The sequence below is a fragment of the Roseivivax isoporae LMG 25204 genome, assembly GCF_000521865.1.
Taxonomy (GTDB): Bacteria; Pseudomonadota; Alphaproteobacteria; order Rhodobacterales; family Rhodobacteraceae; genus Roseivivax; species Roseivivax isoporae.
The window spans coordinates 66,413-85,151 of sequence record NZ_JAME01000003.1; the positions used below are offsets into that span (position 1 = coordinate 66,413).

The following is an 18,739-nucleotide window of genomic DNA, read 5'->3' on the forward strand; positions in this document are numbered from 1 at the left end:
CCGCCTATTCGCCGAGCGGCAGCAGGGTCGAGCCCACCAGTTCCTCGCTGAACGGGACGGGGTGGGGGTCGAGGCCCAGCCGCGCGCGGTAGACGGGCAGGCTCTCGGCCACGCGCATCACGTAGTTCTGCGTCTCGCGGAACGGGATGAACTCGATGAAATCGACCACGTCGATCTCGCCCTGCCGCGGATCGCCGAACCGTTCCATCCACTGGATCGGGCGGCCGGGTCCCGCGTTGTAGCCCGCCGACATCATCACCACGTTGCCGTCGAAGCGGCGCGCCAGATGTTCGAGGTAGGCCGCGCCGAGTCGCAGGTTGTAGGCCGGGTCCGAGGTCAGCCGCGACAGCGCGTAGCTCTCGCCGATCCACCCCGACACGTCCTGCGCGGTGCCCGGCATGACCTGCATGAGGCCGCGCGCGCCCACCGGCGAGATCACGCCCGGGTCGAACTCGGATTCGCGCCGGGCGATGGCCAGCACCAGTTCGGTCGGCACCGGGTGACCGCCTGCCGCGAAGCCCGGCAGCGCGTAATAGGGGCGGTGCACCTCGAGCCCCGCCTGCGCGGCGCGCTTGCCCAGCATCACCTGGATGTGCGGCTTGTCCATTTCCTCGAGCATCGCGCCGAGCTGGCCGATCGCGGTCGCGTCGAGCGATTCGGACAGATGCGTCAGGAAGCGTTCGGCGAGGTCCGCCTCGCCCGCCGCCATGAGCAGGATGCCCGCCTTGAAGACCGAGCTCTCGGTGAATGCCGCGTCCTGCCAGGGCGGATAGGTCTCGTCGCCCGCGAGCGCGGGATCGGGTGCCAGACCGGCCTTCTCCGCGGCGAGGAGGCCGTAGAACGTGGTCTGGAAGCGGCCGCCCTCGGCGTAGGCGGCGCGGGCCGCCTCGGCGTTGCCCATCGCCTCCTCGGCGCGGCCGATCCAGTAGCCCGCCCGCCCGAGCGAGATCGGCGTCGCCACCGCCGCCTGCATGCGGCGGAAATGCTCCACGGCCCGGCCGGGAGCGTTCTGGAAGCGCAGCGCGAGGTAGCCCGCCAGCCATTCGAGGTCGGCATAGGCGTATTCGCCGTTCGGCGCCATGTGATGCGTCGCCGCGATCCGGTAGGCGGTGTCGATGTCGCCGGCGCGCATGCGTTCGCGGGCGAGCGTGCGCCGCCGCTCGGCCCAGGCCCACGGCTCGCCCAGGCTCGCGGCGCCGCTCGAACGGTCGAGGAGGAGTGCGATCGCGTCGGCGTCGCGACCCTTGCGCACCCGCCATTCGAAGCGGTCGCGGGCGAGGCCCGGATCGTCCGCAAGCCCCTCGGGCACCGCGGCGATCTTGACGTCGACGCCCGGCGACATGTCCTGGAGCGCGATGCGCGCCTCGGCCAGCCGGCGGTGACCCTCGTCGACGAGCGACAGCATCCGCTGCGCATTGGCAGTCCAGCCCTTCCAGAGCGCCATGTCGAGCCGGGCCACGTGGTGATCCGCGAGCAGGTCGCCGTGCTGCGACAGGAAGGACGACACCTCCTCCGAGGACAGCGCGAGCGTGCGCCACGCCAGCACCACGGTCGCCTCGGCGGCACCGATCTCGCCCGCGTTCTCGAGCGCGCGGGCATAGGACAGGACGCCCGTCCCGGTCTGCGGCGGCGTCGTGTCGAAGAAGGCGCGCACGTCCGCGTGGCTCGCCTCGACGATGGCCTCCTCGCTCTTCTCGCGCAGGTAATCCATGCCGGGCCAGTCGGCGTTGCGCGCGACGAAGTCCTGCACCTGCCGCGCGTCGCCCAGGCCTTCGCGCAGGTAGAGCCACAGGATGACGTCGAGCGCGGGCTGCCCGTCTCCCCGCGCCTCGATCATCGCCGCGGACCAGTTGCCGCTGCGCACGGCGTCCATGGCGCGCGCGAGTGGCCTCCCTTCCTGCGCAAAGGAGAGGGCGGGGGCGAACATGAGCACGAGCGCCGTGAGCCAGGCCGTGAGACGCGACATCAGCTTGCAATTTCCACTGCGAGAAGGGATAGACACGCGGCGGAGAATACCGGCCATGTCGGCGGCCACAACTCACTTCTGTGACAGGCGGGATTTACCCGCGGGACGTGAACGTGGCTGCCCGGTCGCACCGCGCAGACGGTCAAAAGAGGAGCGTGTCATGTTCAAGGGGTCGATGCCTGCCCTGGTGACGCCGTTCAAGGACGGCGCGGTGGATTTCGAGACGCTCAAACGGCTCGTGGACTGGCATGTGGAACAGGGCAGCCACGGTCTGGTGCCGGTCGGCACCACCGGCGAGAGCCCGACGCTCAGCCACGAGGAACACGAGGCGGTGGTCGAGACCGTCGTGCGGCAGGCCGACGGGCGCATTCCCGTCATCGCCGGCGCGGGGTCGAACAACACCACCGAGGCGATGCGTTTCCTCATGCATGCCGAGCGCGTGGGCGCGAGCGGCGCGCTGGTCGTGACGCCCTACTACAACAAGCCGACGCAGGCGGGGCTCTACGCGCATTTCAAGATGCTGCATGACAGCTGCACGCTGCCCATCATCATCTACAACATCCCGGGCCGGTCCGCCGTGGACATGACGCCGGTGACCATGGGCGAGCTTGCCAAGCTGCCGCGCATCGTCGGCGTGAAGGACGCGACCGGCGACCTCGCGCGGGTCTGCGCGCAGCGCATCACCTGCGGGCCGGACTTCGTGCAGATTTCGGGCGAGGACGCGACCGCGCACGGGTTCAACGCACAGGGCGGCGTCGGCTGCATCTCGGTGACGGCGAATGCCGCGCCGCGGCTCTGCGCCCAGCTGCAGGAGGCCTGCCTTGCCGGGAACTACGGCCGGGCGCTCGAGATCCAGGACCGGCTGATGCCGCTCCACCACGCGATCTTCACCGAGCCGGGCCTCTGCGGCGCGAAATACGCGATGGCGCGGCTCGGCCTCTGCGCCGAGGACGTGCGCCCGCCGCTGCTGCCGCTGACCGACGAGACGCGCGCCAAGGTGGATCTCGGGCTGCGGCACGCGGGGCTCCTGAACTGAGCCCCGGGCACGGGCGCCCGACAGGCGCCCTTGCCACGCCCGGCTTGCCCTTCCCCGGCGCGGGCACTAAGCCTAGGGCGATATGCCACGGGGACGGGGAAAGCGATGTCCGACGACGATCCCAGGACGCTGGTGTCGACCGGCTGGCTTGCCGAACATCTGAAGGACCCGGACCTGCGCGTCCTCGATGCGAGCTGGTACCTGCCCGATGCGGGGAGGGACGCACGGGCGGAATACGCGGCCGCCCACATTCCCGGCGCCCGCTTCGTCGATATCGACGAACTGAGCGACCAGCGCTCGGACCTGCCGCACATGGCGCCGCCGGTCGAGAAATTCATGTCGCGCATGCGCGCCATGGGCGTGGGCGACGGCCATCAGGTCGTGGTCTACGATGGTGCGGGGCTCTTCTCGGCCGCGCGCATCTGGTGGCTCTTCCGGCTCATGGGCCACACCGACGTGGCCGTGCTCGACGGCGGGTTCCCGAAATGGCAGGCCGAGGGGCGTCCGATCGAGGATCTGCCGCCCGTGGTCCGCGACCGTCACATGACAGTGCGCCGCCAGGCGCATCTGGTGCGCGACGTCACGCAGGTGGCCGCCGCATCGAAGCTCGCCGACATCGAGATCGTGGACGCCCGTTCGCCCGAACGCTTCCGCGGCGAGGCGCCCGAGCCGCGGCCGGGCATGCGCGCGGGCCACATCCCGGGCTCGAAGAACGTGCACTATGCCACGCTTCTCAATGCCGACGGCACCATGAAGGCGCCCGAGGACCTGCGCGCGGCGTTCGAGGCCGCAGGCGTCGACCTCGCGCGCCCGGTCATCACCAGCTGCGGGTCCGGCGTCACCGCCGCGATCCTGAGCCTTGCCATGGAACGCTTCGGCAAGGTGGACCATTCGCTTTACGACGGGTCCTGGTCGGAATGGGGAGCCTTCCCGACCCTGCCTGTCGCCACCGGAGATTGAATACATGTTCGACACGCTCAAGGCCCAGCCGGCCGACAAGATCCTCGCGCTCATGCAGGCCTTCAAGGACGATCCGCGCGAGGACAAGATCGACCTCGGCGTCGGCGTCTACAAGGACGCGCATGGCAACACGCCGATCATGCGGGCCGTGAAGGCGGCCGAGAAGCGCCTGTGGGAGGAAGAGACCACCAAGGCCTATACCGGGCTCGCGGGTGACCCGCTGTTCTCGGAGCGCATGATCTCGCTTGTCCTCGGCGACGCGGTGTCGCGCGAGACGGTGTCCGCGGTGGCGACGCCGGGCGGAACGGGCGCGGTGCGGCAGGGCTTCGACCTCGTGAAGATGGCCAATCCCGACGCGGTCGTGCACGTGTCGGACCCGACCTGGCCGAACCACCTGTCGATCCTCAAGCACATGGGCCTGCCGGTCGTGCCCTACCGCTACTTCGACAGCGAGACGGGCGGCGTGGACTTCACCGGCATGATCGCCGACATCGCGCAGTCGAAGCCCGGGGACATCGTGCTCCTGCACGGCTGCTGCCACAACCCGACCGGCGCGAACCTGACGCAGGGCCAGTGGACCCAGGTGATCGAGACGATCAATTCCGTGGGCGCCGTGCCGATGATCGACCTGGCCTACCAGGGCTTCGGCGACGGGCTCGAGGCCGATGCGGGCCCGACGCGGCAGGTGGCGAAATCCTGCCCCGAGACGATCATCGCCGCCTCGTGCTCCAAGAACTTCGGCATCTACCGCGAGCGCACGGGCATCCTCATGACCGTCGCGCAGGATTCAGGCACCCGCACGGTGACGCAGGGCACGCTCGCCTACCTGAACCGGCAGAACTATTCCTTCCCGCCCGACCATGGCGCGCGGCTGGTGCTGATGGTCCTCGGCGACGAGGGCCTGCGCGCGGACTGGGAAGCGGAGCTCGAGGAGGTCCGCACCGGCATGCTGGAGCTGCGCCAGATGCTCGCGGACGAGCTGCGGACGCTTTCGGGATCGGATCGCTTCGCCTTCCTTGGCCAGCATCGCGGCATGTTCTCGCGCCTCGGCTGCTCGCCCGAGAAGGTCGAGAAGCTCCGGGCCGAGCACGGCATCTACATGGTGGGCGACAGCCGCATGAACATCGCCGGGCTCAACCGCGACACTGTCCCGCGGCTCGCCAAGGCGATCATCGACGTCGGCATCTGACGGTCCCGGATGCCCCCGCAGGGTCCTGCGGGGGCATCTGCGTGGCCGTCGGGCCTGCTCGGCGGGCAAGCGGAAACGGTCGCTGCCGCGCCGTCTCGGCGGTGCCCCAGGGTGCGCCGCCCGGTCGACCGGTCATCCGGGCAGCCCGTTGATCCTGTCGACGGAGGCGAGGTCATCGTACCAGTCGGCGCGACTGGAAAAGCAGATATGCGCGGTGGGCCGTATGCCGGTCGGGCCATTCAGCGATCCGGCCGGCACGACAAGCACACCATCGCTCGCTTGGGAGAATGGCAGCGCCGAACCGCAGTCCGTGCAAAAGCACTTCACGTGCCGGGACCCGGAAAGCCGAAACTCCCTGATAGTTTCCTCGCCCGACACCCAGGTGATCGTCGCGGTGGACGAAAAGATGTTGGCCGAATGGGCTGACCCGCTGTCCTTGCGGCAGCGACTGCAATGACACAGGAAAAAGCCCTCGAATGTTCCTGATATGCGGAACCTCACGGTTCCACACAGGCACTGTCCGGTCGTGAGATCGTGCATTCCAAGTCTCTCAAGATGCGACCATCCGGCCGATCGCCGGGCACAGGCTGCTCGGTTCGTGTCCCTTGTGCAAGGTCAAGGCAGGGCCCGAAGCGGAGGCCCTTCCTCTCCATGATCCGGTCTCGAGTCACGGCCGTCTCCAGCGATCCCGTTCCGCGGCCCGGGAATGGACCCTGCGCCCTTCCCGTGCGTTGGTCACGTGGAAGGGCGGACGGCACCGCCCCGGCGGACATCCCGCCCAGAACGGCCATCGCCGGCCTGTCGTCCGTCCCGGACCGCAAGCAAGCGAGGACACGTCATGTTCAGGCACATCATGGTTCCGGTCGACCTGGCCAACACCGACCGGCTTGCGCGCGCGCTCGAGGTCACCGCGGACGCGGCGCGCCACTACCACGCCCGGGTCACCTACGTCTCGGCATCGAACACGGCCCCGACCGAGGTGGCCGACGCGCCGGACGAGTTCCGCCGGAAGCTTGGCACCTTCGCGGCGGGGCAGGCGCAGGAGCACGGGATCGAGGCGGAGGGCCACGCGCTGATCCTGCCCGACGCGCGGTCCGATCTCGACGGCGCACTGGTCGAGACGGCGCGCGAGGTGGGCGCGGATCTGGTCATCATGGCCTCGCACGATCCCGGGATCGTCGACCATTTCTGGTCGTCTAACGGCGGGGCGGTGGCGCGGCACTCCGACGCCTCCGTCATGCTGGTGCGCGGTGACTGAACCGCGTCGGGGGCCGGGGCGCGGGTCATGCCGCGCCCCGGCCGCGTGTCAGTAGAGGAAATCGTCGCTGTCGAGGTCCCTCCGCAACGTGTCCTCGACGATCAGCACGCCGCTCGCGAAGGTGAAGACGATGTCGTCTCCGACCTGCCGGGCCGCGGCGAAGACCTGGCCGAACCCGTTGATGCCGGGCACCCCGGACAGGTCGATCTGGTCGTCGCCCGGCTCGAAGTCGCGGATCACATCGCGCCCGCTCGTGAAGACGAAGCGGTCCGCGCCTTCGCCGCCGGTCATGGTGTCGTCGCCGGCGCCGCCATGCAGCGTGTCGTTGCCCTCGCCGCCCGACAGGAGATCGCGCCCGTTGCCGGCGATCATGCGGTCGTCGCCTTCGCCGCCGGTCATGCGGTCGTTGCCGGCACCGCCGGTCATCATGTCGTTGCCCTCGCCGCCGTCGATGACGTCGTTGCCCGAGCCGCCGTCCACCGTGTCGTTGCCGCTGCCGGCGATGACGGTGTCGTTGCCCGTGCCCGCCACCACGCGGTCGTCGTTTTCGCCCACGTTGACGAAATCGTGGCCGTCGCCGGCATTCACGAATTCCGCGCCGCTCTCGTCGGTGATGGTGTCGTTGCCGCCGCCGCCGAGGATCGTGTCCTCGCCCTTGCCGCCACGCAGGATGTCGGCGCCGTTGCCGCCGTCGAGCGTGTCGTCGTCGTCGCCGCCCTCGAGCCGGTCGTTCCCGTCGCGGCCGCGCAGAAGGTCTTCGCCATCGAAGCCGCGGATCACGTCGCCGAAGGCCGTGCCGTTGAGGATGTCTGCTTCGTCGGTTCCAAGGATGTTCGCCATGTCACGTCTCCCGGGGCCCTCCTGGAACCGGATCGCCGTGGCCCCGCCGGACGACCCGACAGGACTACGGAGCAGGTGCGGACTTATTCCGGGCGCACGTTCAGGCGCGGTGATAGGGCGCTCCGGCCAGGATGGATGCCGCGCGGTAGAGCTGTTCGGACAGCATCACCCGGACCAGCATGTGCGGCCAGACCATGGGACCGAGGCTGAGCGACAGGTCCGCCTCGTCGCGGAGCGCCGGATCGATGCCGTCGGCGCCGCCGATCACGAAGGCCGCGTCCTGCGCGCCGTCGTCGCGCCAGCGGGCGAGCGTGTCGGCCAGGTCGGGGGAACTGAGCGTGCGGCCGCGTTCGTCTAGGGTGCAGACCGGCCCGCGGGGCAGGGCGCGGCGCAGGAGGCCTGCCTCGCCCGCCATGCCGCCGCCCTTGCGGTCCTCGACCTCGGTCACCGTCACCGGACCGAGGCCGAGTGTCCGCCCGGTGCGGTCGAACCGGGCGAGATAGTCATCCACCAGCGCGCGCTCGGGGCCGGCGCGCAGCCGGCCGACCGCGCAGAGGTGAAGCCGCATCTACTGCCGCTGCACGTGCCGTGCAGGCGCGACGGGCATCCACATCTTCTCGATCTGGTAGAACTCGCGCACTTCGGGCCGGAAGATGTGCACGATCACGTCGCCGGTGTCGATCAGCACCCAGTCGCCGGTCTCCTTGCCCTCGGTCTTGGACAGGATGCCGTGGCGGGCCTTGAGATCCTCCACAAGCCTGTCCGAGATCGACGCGACCTGGCGCGAGGAGCGGCCGGAACAGACCACCATCCAGTCGCCGATCGACGTCTTCCCGCGCAGGTCGATCTGCACGATGTCTTCGGCCTTGTTGTCATCGAGGATTTCGAGGATCGAGGCGAGCAGCGTATCACCGGCCGCTTCCTCGTGTGTGACGCCCGTCATGCGGGCCGTCCCTTCGGCGGCCGAAGCCGCGTCGGCATGTAGTGACAGGACATCGTCCTCCTTGTCCAGGCGCGCCGCACTCGATCACCCCGGCGCCGGGCGTAGCCGCAATATATCATCGGGCACGTGAAATCTCAATGTCACCCGGCCGGTGTTCACGCGCCGTAGGGAACCCACACGGTCTTGACCTCGGTGGCGGCTTCGAGGAAGGCGCGCCCCTCGCCCGCGGCGCCGCTCCAGTCGCGCGCCCGGCCGTCGTTGACCCATGTCCGCTTGAGGTTCCCGGCGGAGAGCCGTTCCACCTCAGCCGACAGGTCGGAGGACGAGAACGACCAGACCGCGTCCACGTCCGCATGGGCCGCGAGCGTGGGCGCGAGGTCGGCATGGGGACCGGTCAGCAGGTTCACGACACCCCCCGGCACGTCCGAGGTGTCGAGCACCTGGTAGAAGTCCGTGGCAGCGAGCGGGTAGGGTTCCGAGGCCACGAGCACCACGCGGTTGCCGAAGGCGATGGCGGGCGCCATGACCGACACGAGCCCGAGAAGCGGCGCCTCGTCCGGGCAGAGCGCGCCGATCACGCCCACCGGTTCGCGGAGCGCGAGGGCCAGTCCGCGCAGGGGCACCGCGCGGCTGTCGCCCGCGAACTTGTCGGCCCAGGCCGCCCAGGTGAAGAGGCGGTCGACCGAGGCCTCGACCTCCTTCGCGCCCGACCGACCGCCGGTCAGCCGGTCGAGCCGCGCCGCGAAGTCGTCGGCGCGCGCCGACAGGTTCTCTGCCAGGTAGTAGATCACCTGCGCGCGGCCGTGGGCGGGCATCGCGGCCCAGCCGGCGGCGGCGCGGGCCGCCTCGACGGCGTTGCGCACGTCCTTGCGGTTGGCGACGGGCGCCTGGCCCACGGGCCTTCCGGCCCGGTCGTAGACCGTGCGGGAATGGCCGCCATCGGGCCGCGCCTGCCGGCCGCCCACGTAGAGCTTGGCGGTGCGGTCCACCGGGTCGGGTTCGGCGGCAGCGCCGCCGCTGCCGAACGCCGCGACGCGCTTCAGCGGTTTGCCGGGCGCCTCGGTGCGCAGGTAGGCCGACAGGCCCTCCCAGCCGCCCTCGCGTCCGAAGCCCGATTCGCGCACGCCGCCGAAGGGGGCCGCCGCGTCGAACATGTTGGTTCCGTTGACCCAGACGACACCCGAGGCGAGGCGCGGCGCGATGTCGAGCGCGGTCGACACGCTTTCCGACCAGACCGACGCCGCGAGGCCGTAGCGGCTGTCATTGGCGAGCGCGACCGCCTCGGCCGGCGTGCGGAACGTGGTCGACACGAGGACGGGCCCGAAGATCTCCTCCTGCATCAGGGGCGCCGCAGGCGAGAGCCCCGTGATCAGCGTCGGCGGGTAGAAGCAGCCGTCGGGCAGGCCCGCGTCGGCGCTGTACACTTCGCCGGCGTGGTTTGCGTCGACCAGGGCGCGGATGCGCGCGAGGTGCTCGGGATGCACGATGGCGCCCACGTCGATGCACTTGTCGAGTGGGTCGCCGACGCGGAGCCGGTCCATCCGCGCGCGGAGCCGCGCGTGGAAGTCCGGCGCGATCCCCTCCTGCACCAGGAGCCGCGAGCCCGCGCAGCAGACCTGCCCGCCGTTGAACCAGATGGCGTCGACGAGCCCCTCGACGGCCGCGTCGAGATCCGCGTCCTCGAAGACGATGTAGGGCGACTTGCCGCCGAGCTCGAGCGTCAGCGCGATGCCGCGACCGGCCGTCGCCTCGCGGATGCGTCGCCCGACGGCGGTCGACCCGGTAAAGGCGATCTTGTCCACTTCCGCCGCGACCAGCATCTCGCCCACCGCGCCGTCGCCGGTCACGATGTTCACGACGCCTTTCGGCACGCCCGCCTCGCCGCAGATGCGGGCGAAGAGGAGCGCGGTGAGCGGGGTCCACTCGGCGGGCTTCAGCACCACGCTGTTGCCGGCGGCGAGTGCCGGCGCGACCTTCCAGGCGAGCATCAGGAGCGGGAAGTTCCACGGCACGATCTGGCCGCAGACGCCCATCGCCCGCGCGCCCGGCCGCTCTGCGTCGAGGATCTGCGCGAGGCCTGCGTGGTAGTAGAAGTGCCGCGCCGCGAGCGGGATGTCGATGTCGCGGCTTTCGCGGATGGGCTTGCCGGTGTCGAGCGTCTCGAGCACGGCGAAAAGGCGGGAATGTTTCTGCAGGGCGCGGGCGAGCGCGTAGAGCACCCGTGCCCGGCCCTTGCCACCGAGGCGTTCCCAGCCGGGCTGCGCCTTGCGCGCGGCCGCGACCGCCGCGGTCACGTCGTCCTGCGCGGCCTGCGTGACCTGCGCAAGCTCCGCGCCGGTCGCGGGGTTCTCCGTCGCGAAGGTCGCGCCGGGCCCGGTGAAGGCGCCGCCGATGAAATGCCCGAACGCGCCGCCCTCGCGTGCGATCCAGTCCAGCGCCTCGGTCGAGGCCTCGGGGGCGGTGCCGTAGTCCATGGTCTCGAAGATCTCGCGCACCGTCATGTCGCTTTCCTCAGGCTTGTTCTCTTCGATTCAGTGCGGCCCTGGCGCGCGCCTCAGCTCGAGGCGTGGCGCCACGAGGCCGAGTATGCGCCGGTCGCGAAATGCTCCACCTGCCGCTCGATGTCTCCAAGCAGCGACGAGGCTCCGAAGCGGAAGAGGTCGGGGCGCAGCCAGCGGTCGCCCAGCTCCTCCTTCACGAGCGCGAGGTAGGTCAGCGCGTCCTTGGCCTTGGAGATGCCGCCCGCGGGCTTGTAGCCGACGCGGACCCCGGTGGCGGCGTGGTAGTCGCGGATCGCGCGCATCATCACGAGGCTCACGGGCAGGGTGGCGTTCACCGCCTCCTTGCCGGTCGAGGTCTTGATGAAGTCGGCGCCGGCCATCATGCAGACGAGGCTCGCGCGCGCCACGTTCGTGAGCGTGCCGAGCTCGCCGGTGGCGAGGATCGCCTTCACGTGCGCCTCGCGGCAGGCCTCGCGGAACGCGCGCATCTCGTCGTAGAGCGCCTGCCAGTCGCCGGTCAGCACGTGCCGGCGAGAGATCACGATGTCGATCTCGGCCGCGCCGGCCGCGACGCTCTCGCCGATCTCGGCGACCCGCAGACGGAACGGCGACAGGCCCGCGGGAAATCCGGTCGAGACCGCGGCCACCGGGATGCCGCTGCCGGCGAGCGCGTCGACGGCGGGGGCGATCATGTCGTGGTAGACGCAGACCGCGCCCACCGTCAGGTCGGGCAGTCCCAGCGTCTCGAGGAGGTCCGCGCGCATCGGTGTCCGCGCCTTCGCGCAGAGCCGCGCGACACGGCCGGGCGTGTCGTCGCCCGAGAGCGTCGTGAGGTCGATGCAGGACACCGCGCGGGCGAGCCATGCCGCCTGGTGGGACTTCTTGACCGAGCGCCGGCCGGGCAGGGTCGCGGCGCGCCGTTCCGCGGCCGAGCGGTTCACGCGTGTCCGCGCCACCCAGTCGAGATCGAGCGCCGTGCCGGGATTGCGCGGGGACACTTCCTGCGAAAGGCCGTGGGCGGGACTGTGATGCATGGGGGACTCTCCTGCTGCGGAAAGCGTGTCACGGGGGCCCGGCGCTGGCAAGCCATGCCGCTGCGTGCGGCCGCGCTCAGCGCACCCGGTTCGACAGCCAGCGCAGGACCGGGTTGCGCTGCGGGCGCAGGAGCTCGAGGTGCAGGATCCGCGTCCGCGGCTGTTCCGACCAGATCAGCTCGGACGCCTCGAAGAGGCGCTTGTTGTATTGCGGGGGCAGTACGTGGAAGCGCAGGTCGGGCGAGTCCCACAGCACCTCGCGGAAGCTCGGCTGGTCGATCCCGTAGGGCCCTTCGGCGTAGAGCAGCGCCCAGCGGTTCAGGAGGTCGAGCACCGGGGGGCTGCGCCGGTAAAGCAGGACGCCGGTGTTGATCTCGGGAAACGCGTCAGGCAGGTCGAGCTGGATCGGCTTCTGGTGCCGCTCGCGGTGCCACAGCTGCACCTGCGCCCCGGCCATGTCGTAGCCCTCGAGCAGGCGGAAGAGGCTGCCGAGCGCCGAGCGCACCAGCGTGTCGTTGTCGAGGAACAGCGTCTCGTCGAAGGGCGTCTGGCCGAGCAGGTTCACCTTGGGGCGCCGCAGCCCCTCGGGGATCGTGAACGCCATGTCGAAGCCCGAGGTGTCGTCGCCCGCCCGGCACCAGAGCGCGGTGGAGAGGTCGGGGTTGTGGCGCTTCACGCTGTCGGCGGAGCGTCGGGCCACCGCCACGTGCTCGCGGCCCCAGGCCACGTAGACCACCCCGCGCCGGGATGTCCTGCCGTCGTCGTCGTGGTGGTGCATGCGCCTCTCCGTGCGGGGCCCTGCGGGCATCGCGGCCTCTCTAGCGCAGGGTCGGGGCGGGGGGAATGCGCGCCGGCCGCGTGACGGCGGGTCGCAGGACGCGCGGGGGGACTCAAAACCGGAACAAAAATGGAACACACTGCGACTCGTCCCGTCCGCCATCCATCCCGCCCGAGCCCGTCGACCCATGACCGTCGAACTGAGCATCACCTCGAACTTCACCTTCCTCACCGGGGCTTCGCATCCCGAGGAGTACGTGGAACGTGCGGCGCTCCTCGGGATCGGGGCCATCGCGATCGCAGACGAGAACTCGGTTGCGGGAATCGTGCGCGCCCATGCCCGCATCCGCGAGATCGCCCGCCAGATCGCCGAGCGCGACGAGATCGAGGCGCGGGACGGCCCCGTCGGCCCCCCGGCGCCGCCGGGGCTCGGGGCGCCGCCCGGGCTGCCCGTGCGCAACGTTCCGCGGCTCATCCCGGCGGCGCGGCTCGTCTTCGCCGAGGGCGCCGAGATCACCGCGCTCGCCGCCACCCGGGCGGGCTGGGCGCGGCTCTGCCGGCTCATCACGCTCGGGCGGCGCCGGGCGGCGAAGGGGGCGTGCGACCTGCGGCTCGGCGACCTTCTGGAGGGGGCCGAGGGGCTCGAACTGGTCCTGCACGGCCCCGAGGGCGGCGCCGGCCGCGCGCCGCTCGACGAGGCGGCCTGGCGGGCGCAGGCGCGGCGCCTCGCCCGGCGCTTTCCGGGGCAGGTGCACCTCGCGCTCGCGCCGCTCTACGACGGGTCGGACACCGTGCGGCTCGACCGGCTGGCGGCGCGGGCGGCGGAGCTCGACCTGCCCACCGTGGCGACCGCGCGGCCGATCATGCATCACGGGCGGCGGCGGCGGCTCGCGGACGTGCTGACGGCGATCCGGCTCGGCTGCCGGGTGGACGCGCTCGGCCGCGCGGCGCTCGCCAACGGCGAGCAGCGCCTGCGCAGCCCCGCCGAGATGCGCCGCCTGCTCGGCCGGCATGCGGGCGCGCTCGACCGGGCCGAGGCACTCGCGGCGCGCTGCGGCTTCGACCTCGGGACGCTGCGCTACGAGTACCCCTCGGAGATCGCCGACGGCGAGACGCCGCGCGGCCGGCTGGCGCGGCTCGCCCGCGAGGGGCTCGCCTGGCGCTATCCCGCGGGCGCGCCGGACAAGGTGCGCCGGATGCTCGACCACGAGCTCGAGCTGATCGGCAAGCTGTCCTACGAGCCCTATTTCCTGACCGTGCGCGACATCGTGGCCTTTGCCCGCGCGCGCGGGATCCTCTGCCAGGGGCGCGGCAGCGCCGCCAACTCGGTCGTGTGCTACTGCCTCGGCGTGACCTCGGTCAGCCCCGAGATCGGCACCATGGTGTTCGAGCGCTTCGTGTCCGAGGCGCGCGACGAGCCGCCCGACATCGACGTGGATTTCGAGCACGAGCGCCGCGAGGAGGTGATCCAGCACATCTACGACCGCTACGGGCGCCACCGCGCAGGCCTGTGCGCCACGGTGATCCACTACCGCGGCAAGCGCGCGGTGCGCGAGGTCGGCGCGGCGATGGGCCTGAGCCAGGACACGATCGGCGCGCTCAGTTCGCAGCTCTGGGGCTTCTTCTCGACCAACGGGCTCGAGGAGCACCGCATGCGCGAGATCGGTCTCGACCCCGCCGACCGCAGATTGCGCCTGACCATGGAGCTGATCTTCGAGATCATCGGCTTCCCGCGCCACCTGTCGCAGCACGTGGGCGGCTTCGTCGTCACCGAGGGGCGGCTCGACGAACTGGTGCCGGTGGAGAATGCCAGCATGGAGGACCGCACCGTCATCTGCTGGGACAAGGACGACATCGAGGCGCTGGGCATCCTCAAGGTGGACGTGCTGTCGCTCGGCATGCTGACCTGCCTCCGCAAGGCCTTCGACCTGCTCGACCAGCACCGCGGCGACCGCTTCGACCTGACCACCCTGCCGCCCGAGGACCCGCAGGTCTACGACATGCTGTGCCGCGCCGATTCGGTGGGGGTGTTCCAGGTCGAGAGCCGGGCGCAGATGAACTTCCTGCCGAGGATGCGGCCGCGGAACTTCTACGACCTCGTGATCGAGGTGGCGATCATCCGCCCGGGGCCGATCCAGGGCGACATGGTCCATCCCTACATCCGCCGCCGCAACGGCGAGGAGCAGGTCAGCTTTCCCTCGGACGCGCTGGGGCAGGTGCTGGGCAAGACGCTGGGCGTGCCGCTCTTCCAGGAGCAGGCGATGCAGATCGCCATCATCGGTGCGGGCTTCACCCCCACCGAGGCCGACCGGCTGCGCCGCTCGCTCGCCACCTTCAAGAAGCACGGCAATGTCAGCGAGTTCCGCAGCCGGTTCCTGCGCGGCATGCGCGCGAACGGCTACGAGGCGGAGTTCGCCGAGCGCTGCTTCAGCCAGATCGAGGGCTTCGGCTCCTACGGTTTTCCCGAGAGCCACGCGGCGTCCTTCGCGCTGCTGGTCTACGCGAGCGCCTGGATCAAGTGCCACCATCCCGGCATCTTCGCCTGCGCGCTCCTGAACGCGCAGCCCATGGGGTTCTACGCGCCGGCGCAGATCGTGCGCGACGCGCGCGAGCACGGGGTCGAGGTGCGGCCGATCTGCATCCACGCGAGCTACTGGGACAACACGATGGAGCCCGACGGGCGCGGCGGGCTCGCGCTGCGGCTGGGCTTCCGCCAGATCAAGGGCCTGCGCGAGGAGGACGCGCGCTGGATCGCGGCGGCGCGCGGCAACGGCTACCGCAGCGTGCGCGACGTCTGGCGCCGCGCCGGGCTCGGCGCGCCGGTGCTGGCGCGGCTCGCGGAGGCGGACGTCTTCGCCGGGCTGGGCCTGACGCGCCGGGAGGCGCTGTGGGAGGCGAAGGCGCTCGCCGCCGACCGCCCGCTGCCGCTCTTCGCCGGCGACATGGACGGCGAGGGCATCGTGGAGCCCGCGGCGGCGCTGCCCGCCATGACCGAGGGCGAGGAGATCGTCGAGGACTACGTCGCCCTGCGGCTCACGCTGCGCCGGCACCCGGTCGCGCTGCTGCGGCACCTCCTGACGCCGGGGGCGGCGTGACGCGGCCTGCCGGGCGCGGCGCCCGGCCCCGCGCGGGGATGCGAGGGCGCTGCCCTCGCGCTCCCGGGATATTTCCGCCAAGAAGAAGAGGGGACGGGGCAGTGCCGGGACGGGGGCCGGGCCGGATCGACGCGGGCGCCGCGGGGCGGTATGTGTGGCGGGCCGCCCGGAGGGGCGTTCGCGGGGAGGACGAGACATGATCGCCATCATCTTCGAGGTCATCCCGGCGGAGGGACGGCGGCAGCACTACCTCGACATCGCGGCCGAGATGCGGCCCATGGTCGAGGAGGTCGAGGGCTTCCTGTCGGTCGAACGGTTCGAGAGCCTGACCAACCCGGGCAAGCTCCTGTCCATCAGCTTCTTCGAGGACGAGGCGGCGGTCGCGCGCTGGCGGACGCTCGCGGCGCATCGCGGGGCCCAGGCGCAGGGGCGCGGCGGGGTGTTCTCGGACTACCGGCTCAAGGTCTGCCACGTGCTGCGCGACTACGGCATGTTCGACCGCGCCGAGGCGCCGGCGGACAGCCGCGCCGCGCACGAGGCCGGTCAGGAATAGGCCCAGGCGAGCAGCACGACCCCGAGGACCACGCGGTAGATCACGTAGGGCGTGAAGCTGACCGAGCGCAGGAGGCGCATCATCACCGCGAGCGCGGCCAGCGCGGAGACGAAGGCGAGGGCGGCCGCGATGGCGCCGTCGCGCGCGGCGGCGGCGTCCGCGTCGGCGGCGACCTCGAGCCCGAGCAGCACGCCCGAGGCGAGGATGGTCGGGATCGACATGAGCATCGAGAGCTTCGCCGCGCCGTGGCGGTCGTAGCCGAGCGCGCGCGCGCCGGTGATGGTGATGCCCGAGCGCGAGGTGCCGGGAACAAGGGCGACCGCCTGCCAGAGGCCCATGACGAGGGCGTGGCGCAGCGTCCATTCGCCGGCGCCGCGCACCTGCGGGCTGCGGGTGTCGAACCACCAGAGCACGATGCCGAAGACCAGCATGGCCCAGCCGATGACCGCGACCGAGCGCAGCGCCGCGTCGAGGCCGGTGACGTTGAGCACGAGGCCCGCGAGGACGACGGGCACCGTGGCCACGGCGAGGCAGAGCGCGAGGAACGCGCCCGGCGTGTCGACCCGGCCGCGCAGGAGCCTGAGCGTGCCCGCCGCCGCCACCGCCACGTCGGCGCGGAAGTAGAGCACCACGGCCGCGAGCGTGCCCACGTGAACCGCCACGTCGATGGCCTGGCCCTGGTCCTGCATGCCGGTGAGGCCCGGCAGGAGAATCAGGTGGCCGGACGAGGAGATCGGCAGGAATTCCGTGATGCCCTGGATGAGGGCGAGCAGGACGAGCTGGAGGAGCGGCATGGGGAGGATCCGGGCTGCTGTGCGAGACCCTGTATAAGTTCCTGCAATCAAAACAAAAGGACGAAAATAGGTCCGGATCGATACTTAAAAATGCGCCGGGTGATGTAAATTTTTGCTCCGGAAAGGTGGAAAACGTGACAATAGGTCAGTACGTATGACTTTTATTGCCGCGCGACCTTGGGTAAGAGCGTCGCTGCGAAACGGGACGGTAGCGGAGAACGGCCGTATGGCGAAGCAACCCATGCTCAAATTCGTGAAGGTCGGACGCGACATGCCCGAAAAACGGGATGCGACCCTGCGCGCCCGGGATTTCGGCGAGATTTACGCGGAGTTCGCGTCGCGCAAGGCGGAGGAGCAGGCCGGGCGGTGCAGCCAGTGCGGCGTGCCCTACTGCCAGTCGCATTGTCCGCTTCACAACAACATCCCCGACTGGCTGAAGCTGACCGCGGAAGGACGCCTGCAGGAGGCCTACGAGGTCAGCCAGGCGACCAACACCTTCCCGGAGATCTGCGGCCGCATCTGCCCGCAGGACCGCCTGTGCGAGGGCAACTGCGTGATCGAGCAGTCGGGCCACGGCACGGTGACGATCGGCGCGGTCGAGAAGTACATCACCGACACCGCCTGGGACGAGGGCTGGGTGCAGCCCATCGCGCCGCACCGGGAGCGCCCCGAGAGCGTCGGCATCATCGGCGCGGGGCCGGGCGGGCTGGCGGCCGCGGACGTGCTGCGCCGCGCGGGCGTGCAGGTGACGGTCTACGACCGGCACGACCGTGCCGGCGGGCTTCTGACCTACGGCATCCCGGGCTTCAAGCTGGAGAAGCCGGTGGTCATGCGCCGCAACGAGCAGCTCGAGGCGGGCGGCGTGACCTTCCGGCTGAACTGCGACATCGGCCGCGACGTGACCTTTGCCCAGCTGCAGGAGGAGCACGACGCGATCATCATCGCCACCGGCGTCTACAAGAGCCGCGACCTGGCCGGCCCGGGCTCGGGCGCGGCGGGGATCGTGCGCGCGATCGACTACCTGACGGCGTCGAACCGGGCGGTGAACTTCGGCGACAGCGTCCCCGAGTTCGAGAGCGGGGAGCTGAACGCCGAGGGCAAGCGCGTGGTGGTCATCGGCGGCGGCGACACCGCCATGGACTGCGTGCGCACCGCGATCCGGCAGGGCGCGGCGAGCGTGAAGTGCCTCTACCGCCGGGACCGCGAGAACATGCCGGGCAGCCAGCGCGAGGTCGCCAATGCCGAGGAGGAGGGCGTGACGTTCGAGTGGCTGACCGCGCCCAAGGGCTTCCTCGGCGATCCGGTGACGGGCGTCGTGGTGCACAAGATGCGCCTCGGCCAGCCCGACGCCACCGGACGCCGCAGCCCCGAGATCATCGACGGCTCGGATTACGAGGAGCCTGCCGACCTGGTCATCAAGGCACTGGGCTTCGAGCCCGAGGAGCTGCCGAAGCTCTGGGGTGTCGAGGGGCTCGAGGTCACGCGCTGGGGCACGGTCAAGGCCGAGTTCACCACCGGCGCCACGGCGCTGCCGGGCGTCTACGCGGTGGGCGACATCGTGCGGGGCGCGAGCCTCGTCGTCTGGGCGATCCGGGACGGGCGCGACTGCGCCGGTGCGGTGCTGGCGCAGCTGAACGCGGCCGGCGCGGTGGCGGCGGAATGAGCGCAGGCAGGCGGGCCGGCATGCGGATGGCATCCGTATGGCACGCGTCTGGCTCCGCCGCGAGGGGTTGCGGCGGGGCAGGTCAGCACGGGTGACGCATCCGCCGGCACGGCGGGAGATGCAGGGAGCG

The 18,739-nt window shown here is 71.0% G+C and carries 16 protein-coding genes; 7 read left to right on the plus strand and 9 right to left on the minus strand.

The annotated features are described in order from the left end of the window. Positions 1–4: 4 nt before the first annotated feature. Positions 5–1,966 carry a lytic transglycosylase domain-containing protein gene (locus RISW2_RS02465; protein WP_043766138.1) on the minus strand — a complete coding sequence of 654 codons (1,962 nt, stop codon included), beginning with the start codon at positions 1,964–1,966 and terminating at the stop codon, positions 5–7. Between the two features lie 160 nt (positions 1,967–2,126). On the opposite strand from RISW2_RS02465, the gene dapA reads away from it, so the two are divergent. The 3 genes from dapA (at position 2,127) to RISW2_RS02480 (ending at position 5,151) form a co-directional block, all read left to right on the plus strand. Beyond that, complete coding sequence (dapA, locus tag RISW2_RS02470; RefSeq protein ID WP_043766140.1) at positions 2,127–3,002, plus strand: 4-hydroxy-tetrahydrodipicolinate synthase; 876 nt, start codon at positions 2,127–2,129, stop codon at positions 3,000–3,002. A gap of 105 nt (positions 3,003–3,107) precedes the next feature. After that, positions 3,108–3,962 (plus strand): 3-mercaptopyruvate sulfurtransferase, encoded by an 855-nt coding sequence (sseA, locus tag RISW2_RS02475; RefSeq protein ID WP_043766142.1) that lies wholly within the window; start codon positions 3,108–3,110, stop codon positions 3,960–3,962. A 4-nt stretch (positions 3,963–3,966) separates the two neighbouring features. After that, positions 3,967–5,151, plus strand: a complete 1,185-nt coding sequence (locus RISW2_RS02480) for an amino acid aminotransferase (protein WP_043766145.1) — start codon at positions 3,967–3,969, stop codon at positions 5,149–5,151. A 132-nt stretch (positions 5,152–5,283) separates the two neighbouring features. Here RISW2_RS02480 and RISW2_RS23855 read toward each other — a convergent pair whose 3' ends face one another. Next, positions 5,284–5,691 carry a GFA family protein gene (locus tag RISW2_RS23855; RefSeq protein ID WP_084615218.1) on the minus strand — a complete coding sequence of 136 codons (408 nt, stop codon included), beginning with the start codon at positions 5,689–5,691 and terminating at the stop codon, positions 5,284–5,286. 298 nt (positions 5,692–5,989) lie between these two features. Between RISW2_RS23855 and RISW2_RS02485 the strand changes: the two genes are divergently transcribed. Further along, positions 5,990–6,409 carry a universal stress protein gene (locus RISW2_RS02485; RefSeq protein WP_043766147.1) on the plus strand — a complete coding sequence of 140 codons (420 nt, stop codon included), beginning with the start codon at positions 5,990–5,992 and terminating at the stop codon, positions 6,407–6,409. 48 nt (positions 6,410–6,457) lie between these two features. Here the strand turns inward: RISW2_RS02485 and RISW2_RS02490 are convergent, their stop codons facing one another. The 6 genes from RISW2_RS02490 to RISW2_RS02515 form a co-directional block, all read right to left on the minus strand. After that, positions 6,458–7,249, minus strand: a complete 792-nt coding sequence (locus RISW2_RS02490; protein WP_043766149.1) for a calcium-binding protein — start codon at positions 7,247–7,249, stop codon at positions 6,458–6,460. Between the two features lie 100 nt (positions 7,250–7,349). After that, positions 7,350–7,817 carry a 23S rRNA (pseudouridine(1915)-N(3))-methyltransferase RlmH gene (gene rlmH, locus RISW2_RS02495; protein ID WP_043766152.1) on the minus strand — a complete coding sequence of 156 codons (468 nt, stop codon included), beginning with the start codon at positions 7,815–7,817 and terminating at the stop codon, positions 7,350–7,352. Beyond that, entirely contained in the window at positions 7,818–8,192 is a 375-nt protein-coding gene (gene rsfS / locus RISW2_RS02500) for a ribosome silencing factor (protein ID WP_043766155.1), read from the minus strand. Positions 8,193–8,347: 155 nt separating this feature from the next. Beyond that, a complete protein-coding gene (locus tag RISW2_RS02505; RefSeq protein WP_043766158.1) occupies positions 8,348–10,693 on the minus strand; it encodes an aldehyde dehydrogenase family protein in 2,346 nt (781 codons plus the stop codon). A 53-nt stretch (positions 10,694–10,746) separates the two neighbouring features. Then, on the minus strand, positions 10,747–11,727 hold the full coding sequence (deoC, locus tag RISW2_RS02510) for a deoxyribose-phosphate aldolase (protein WP_043766161.1): 981 nt from the start codon (positions 11,725–11,727) through the stop codon (positions 10,747–10,749). A gap of 76 nt (positions 11,728–11,803) precedes the next feature. Beyond that, on the minus strand, positions 11,804–12,505 hold the full coding sequence (locus RISW2_RS02515; RefSeq protein WP_051491758.1) for a glycosyltransferase family protein: 702 nt from the start codon (positions 12,503–12,505) through the stop codon (positions 11,804–11,806). Between the two features lie 187 nt (positions 12,506–12,692). Between RISW2_RS02515 and RISW2_RS02520 the strand changes: the two genes are divergently transcribed. After that, entirely contained in the window at positions 12,693–15,599 is a 2,907-nt protein-coding gene (locus tag RISW2_RS02520; protein WP_043766165.1) for an error-prone DNA polymerase, read from the plus strand. A gap of 196 nt (positions 15,600–15,795) precedes the next feature. Beyond that, positions 15,796–16,152, plus strand: coding sequence for an antibiotic biosynthesis monooxygenase family protein (locus RISW2_RS02525; protein ID WP_043766167.1), 357 nt, complete (start codon positions 15,796–15,798; stop codon positions 16,150–16,152). Here RISW2_RS02525 and RISW2_RS02530 read toward each other — a convergent pair. Then, positions 16,143–16,946, minus strand: a complete 804-nt coding sequence (locus RISW2_RS02530; protein ID WP_043766169.1) for an undecaprenyl-diphosphate phosphatase — start codon at positions 16,944–16,946, stop codon at positions 16,143–16,145. The genes RISW2_RS02525 and RISW2_RS02530 overlap by 10 nt on opposite strands. 226 nt (positions 16,947–17,172) lie before the next feature. Between RISW2_RS02530 and RISW2_RS02535 the strand changes: the two genes are divergently transcribed. Beyond that, complete coding sequence (locus tag RISW2_RS02535; protein ID WP_043766171.1) at positions 17,173–18,609, plus strand: NAD(P)-dependent oxidoreductase; 1,437 nt, start codon at positions 17,173–17,175, stop codon at positions 18,607–18,609. Positions 18,610–18,739 lie beyond the last annotated feature (130 nt).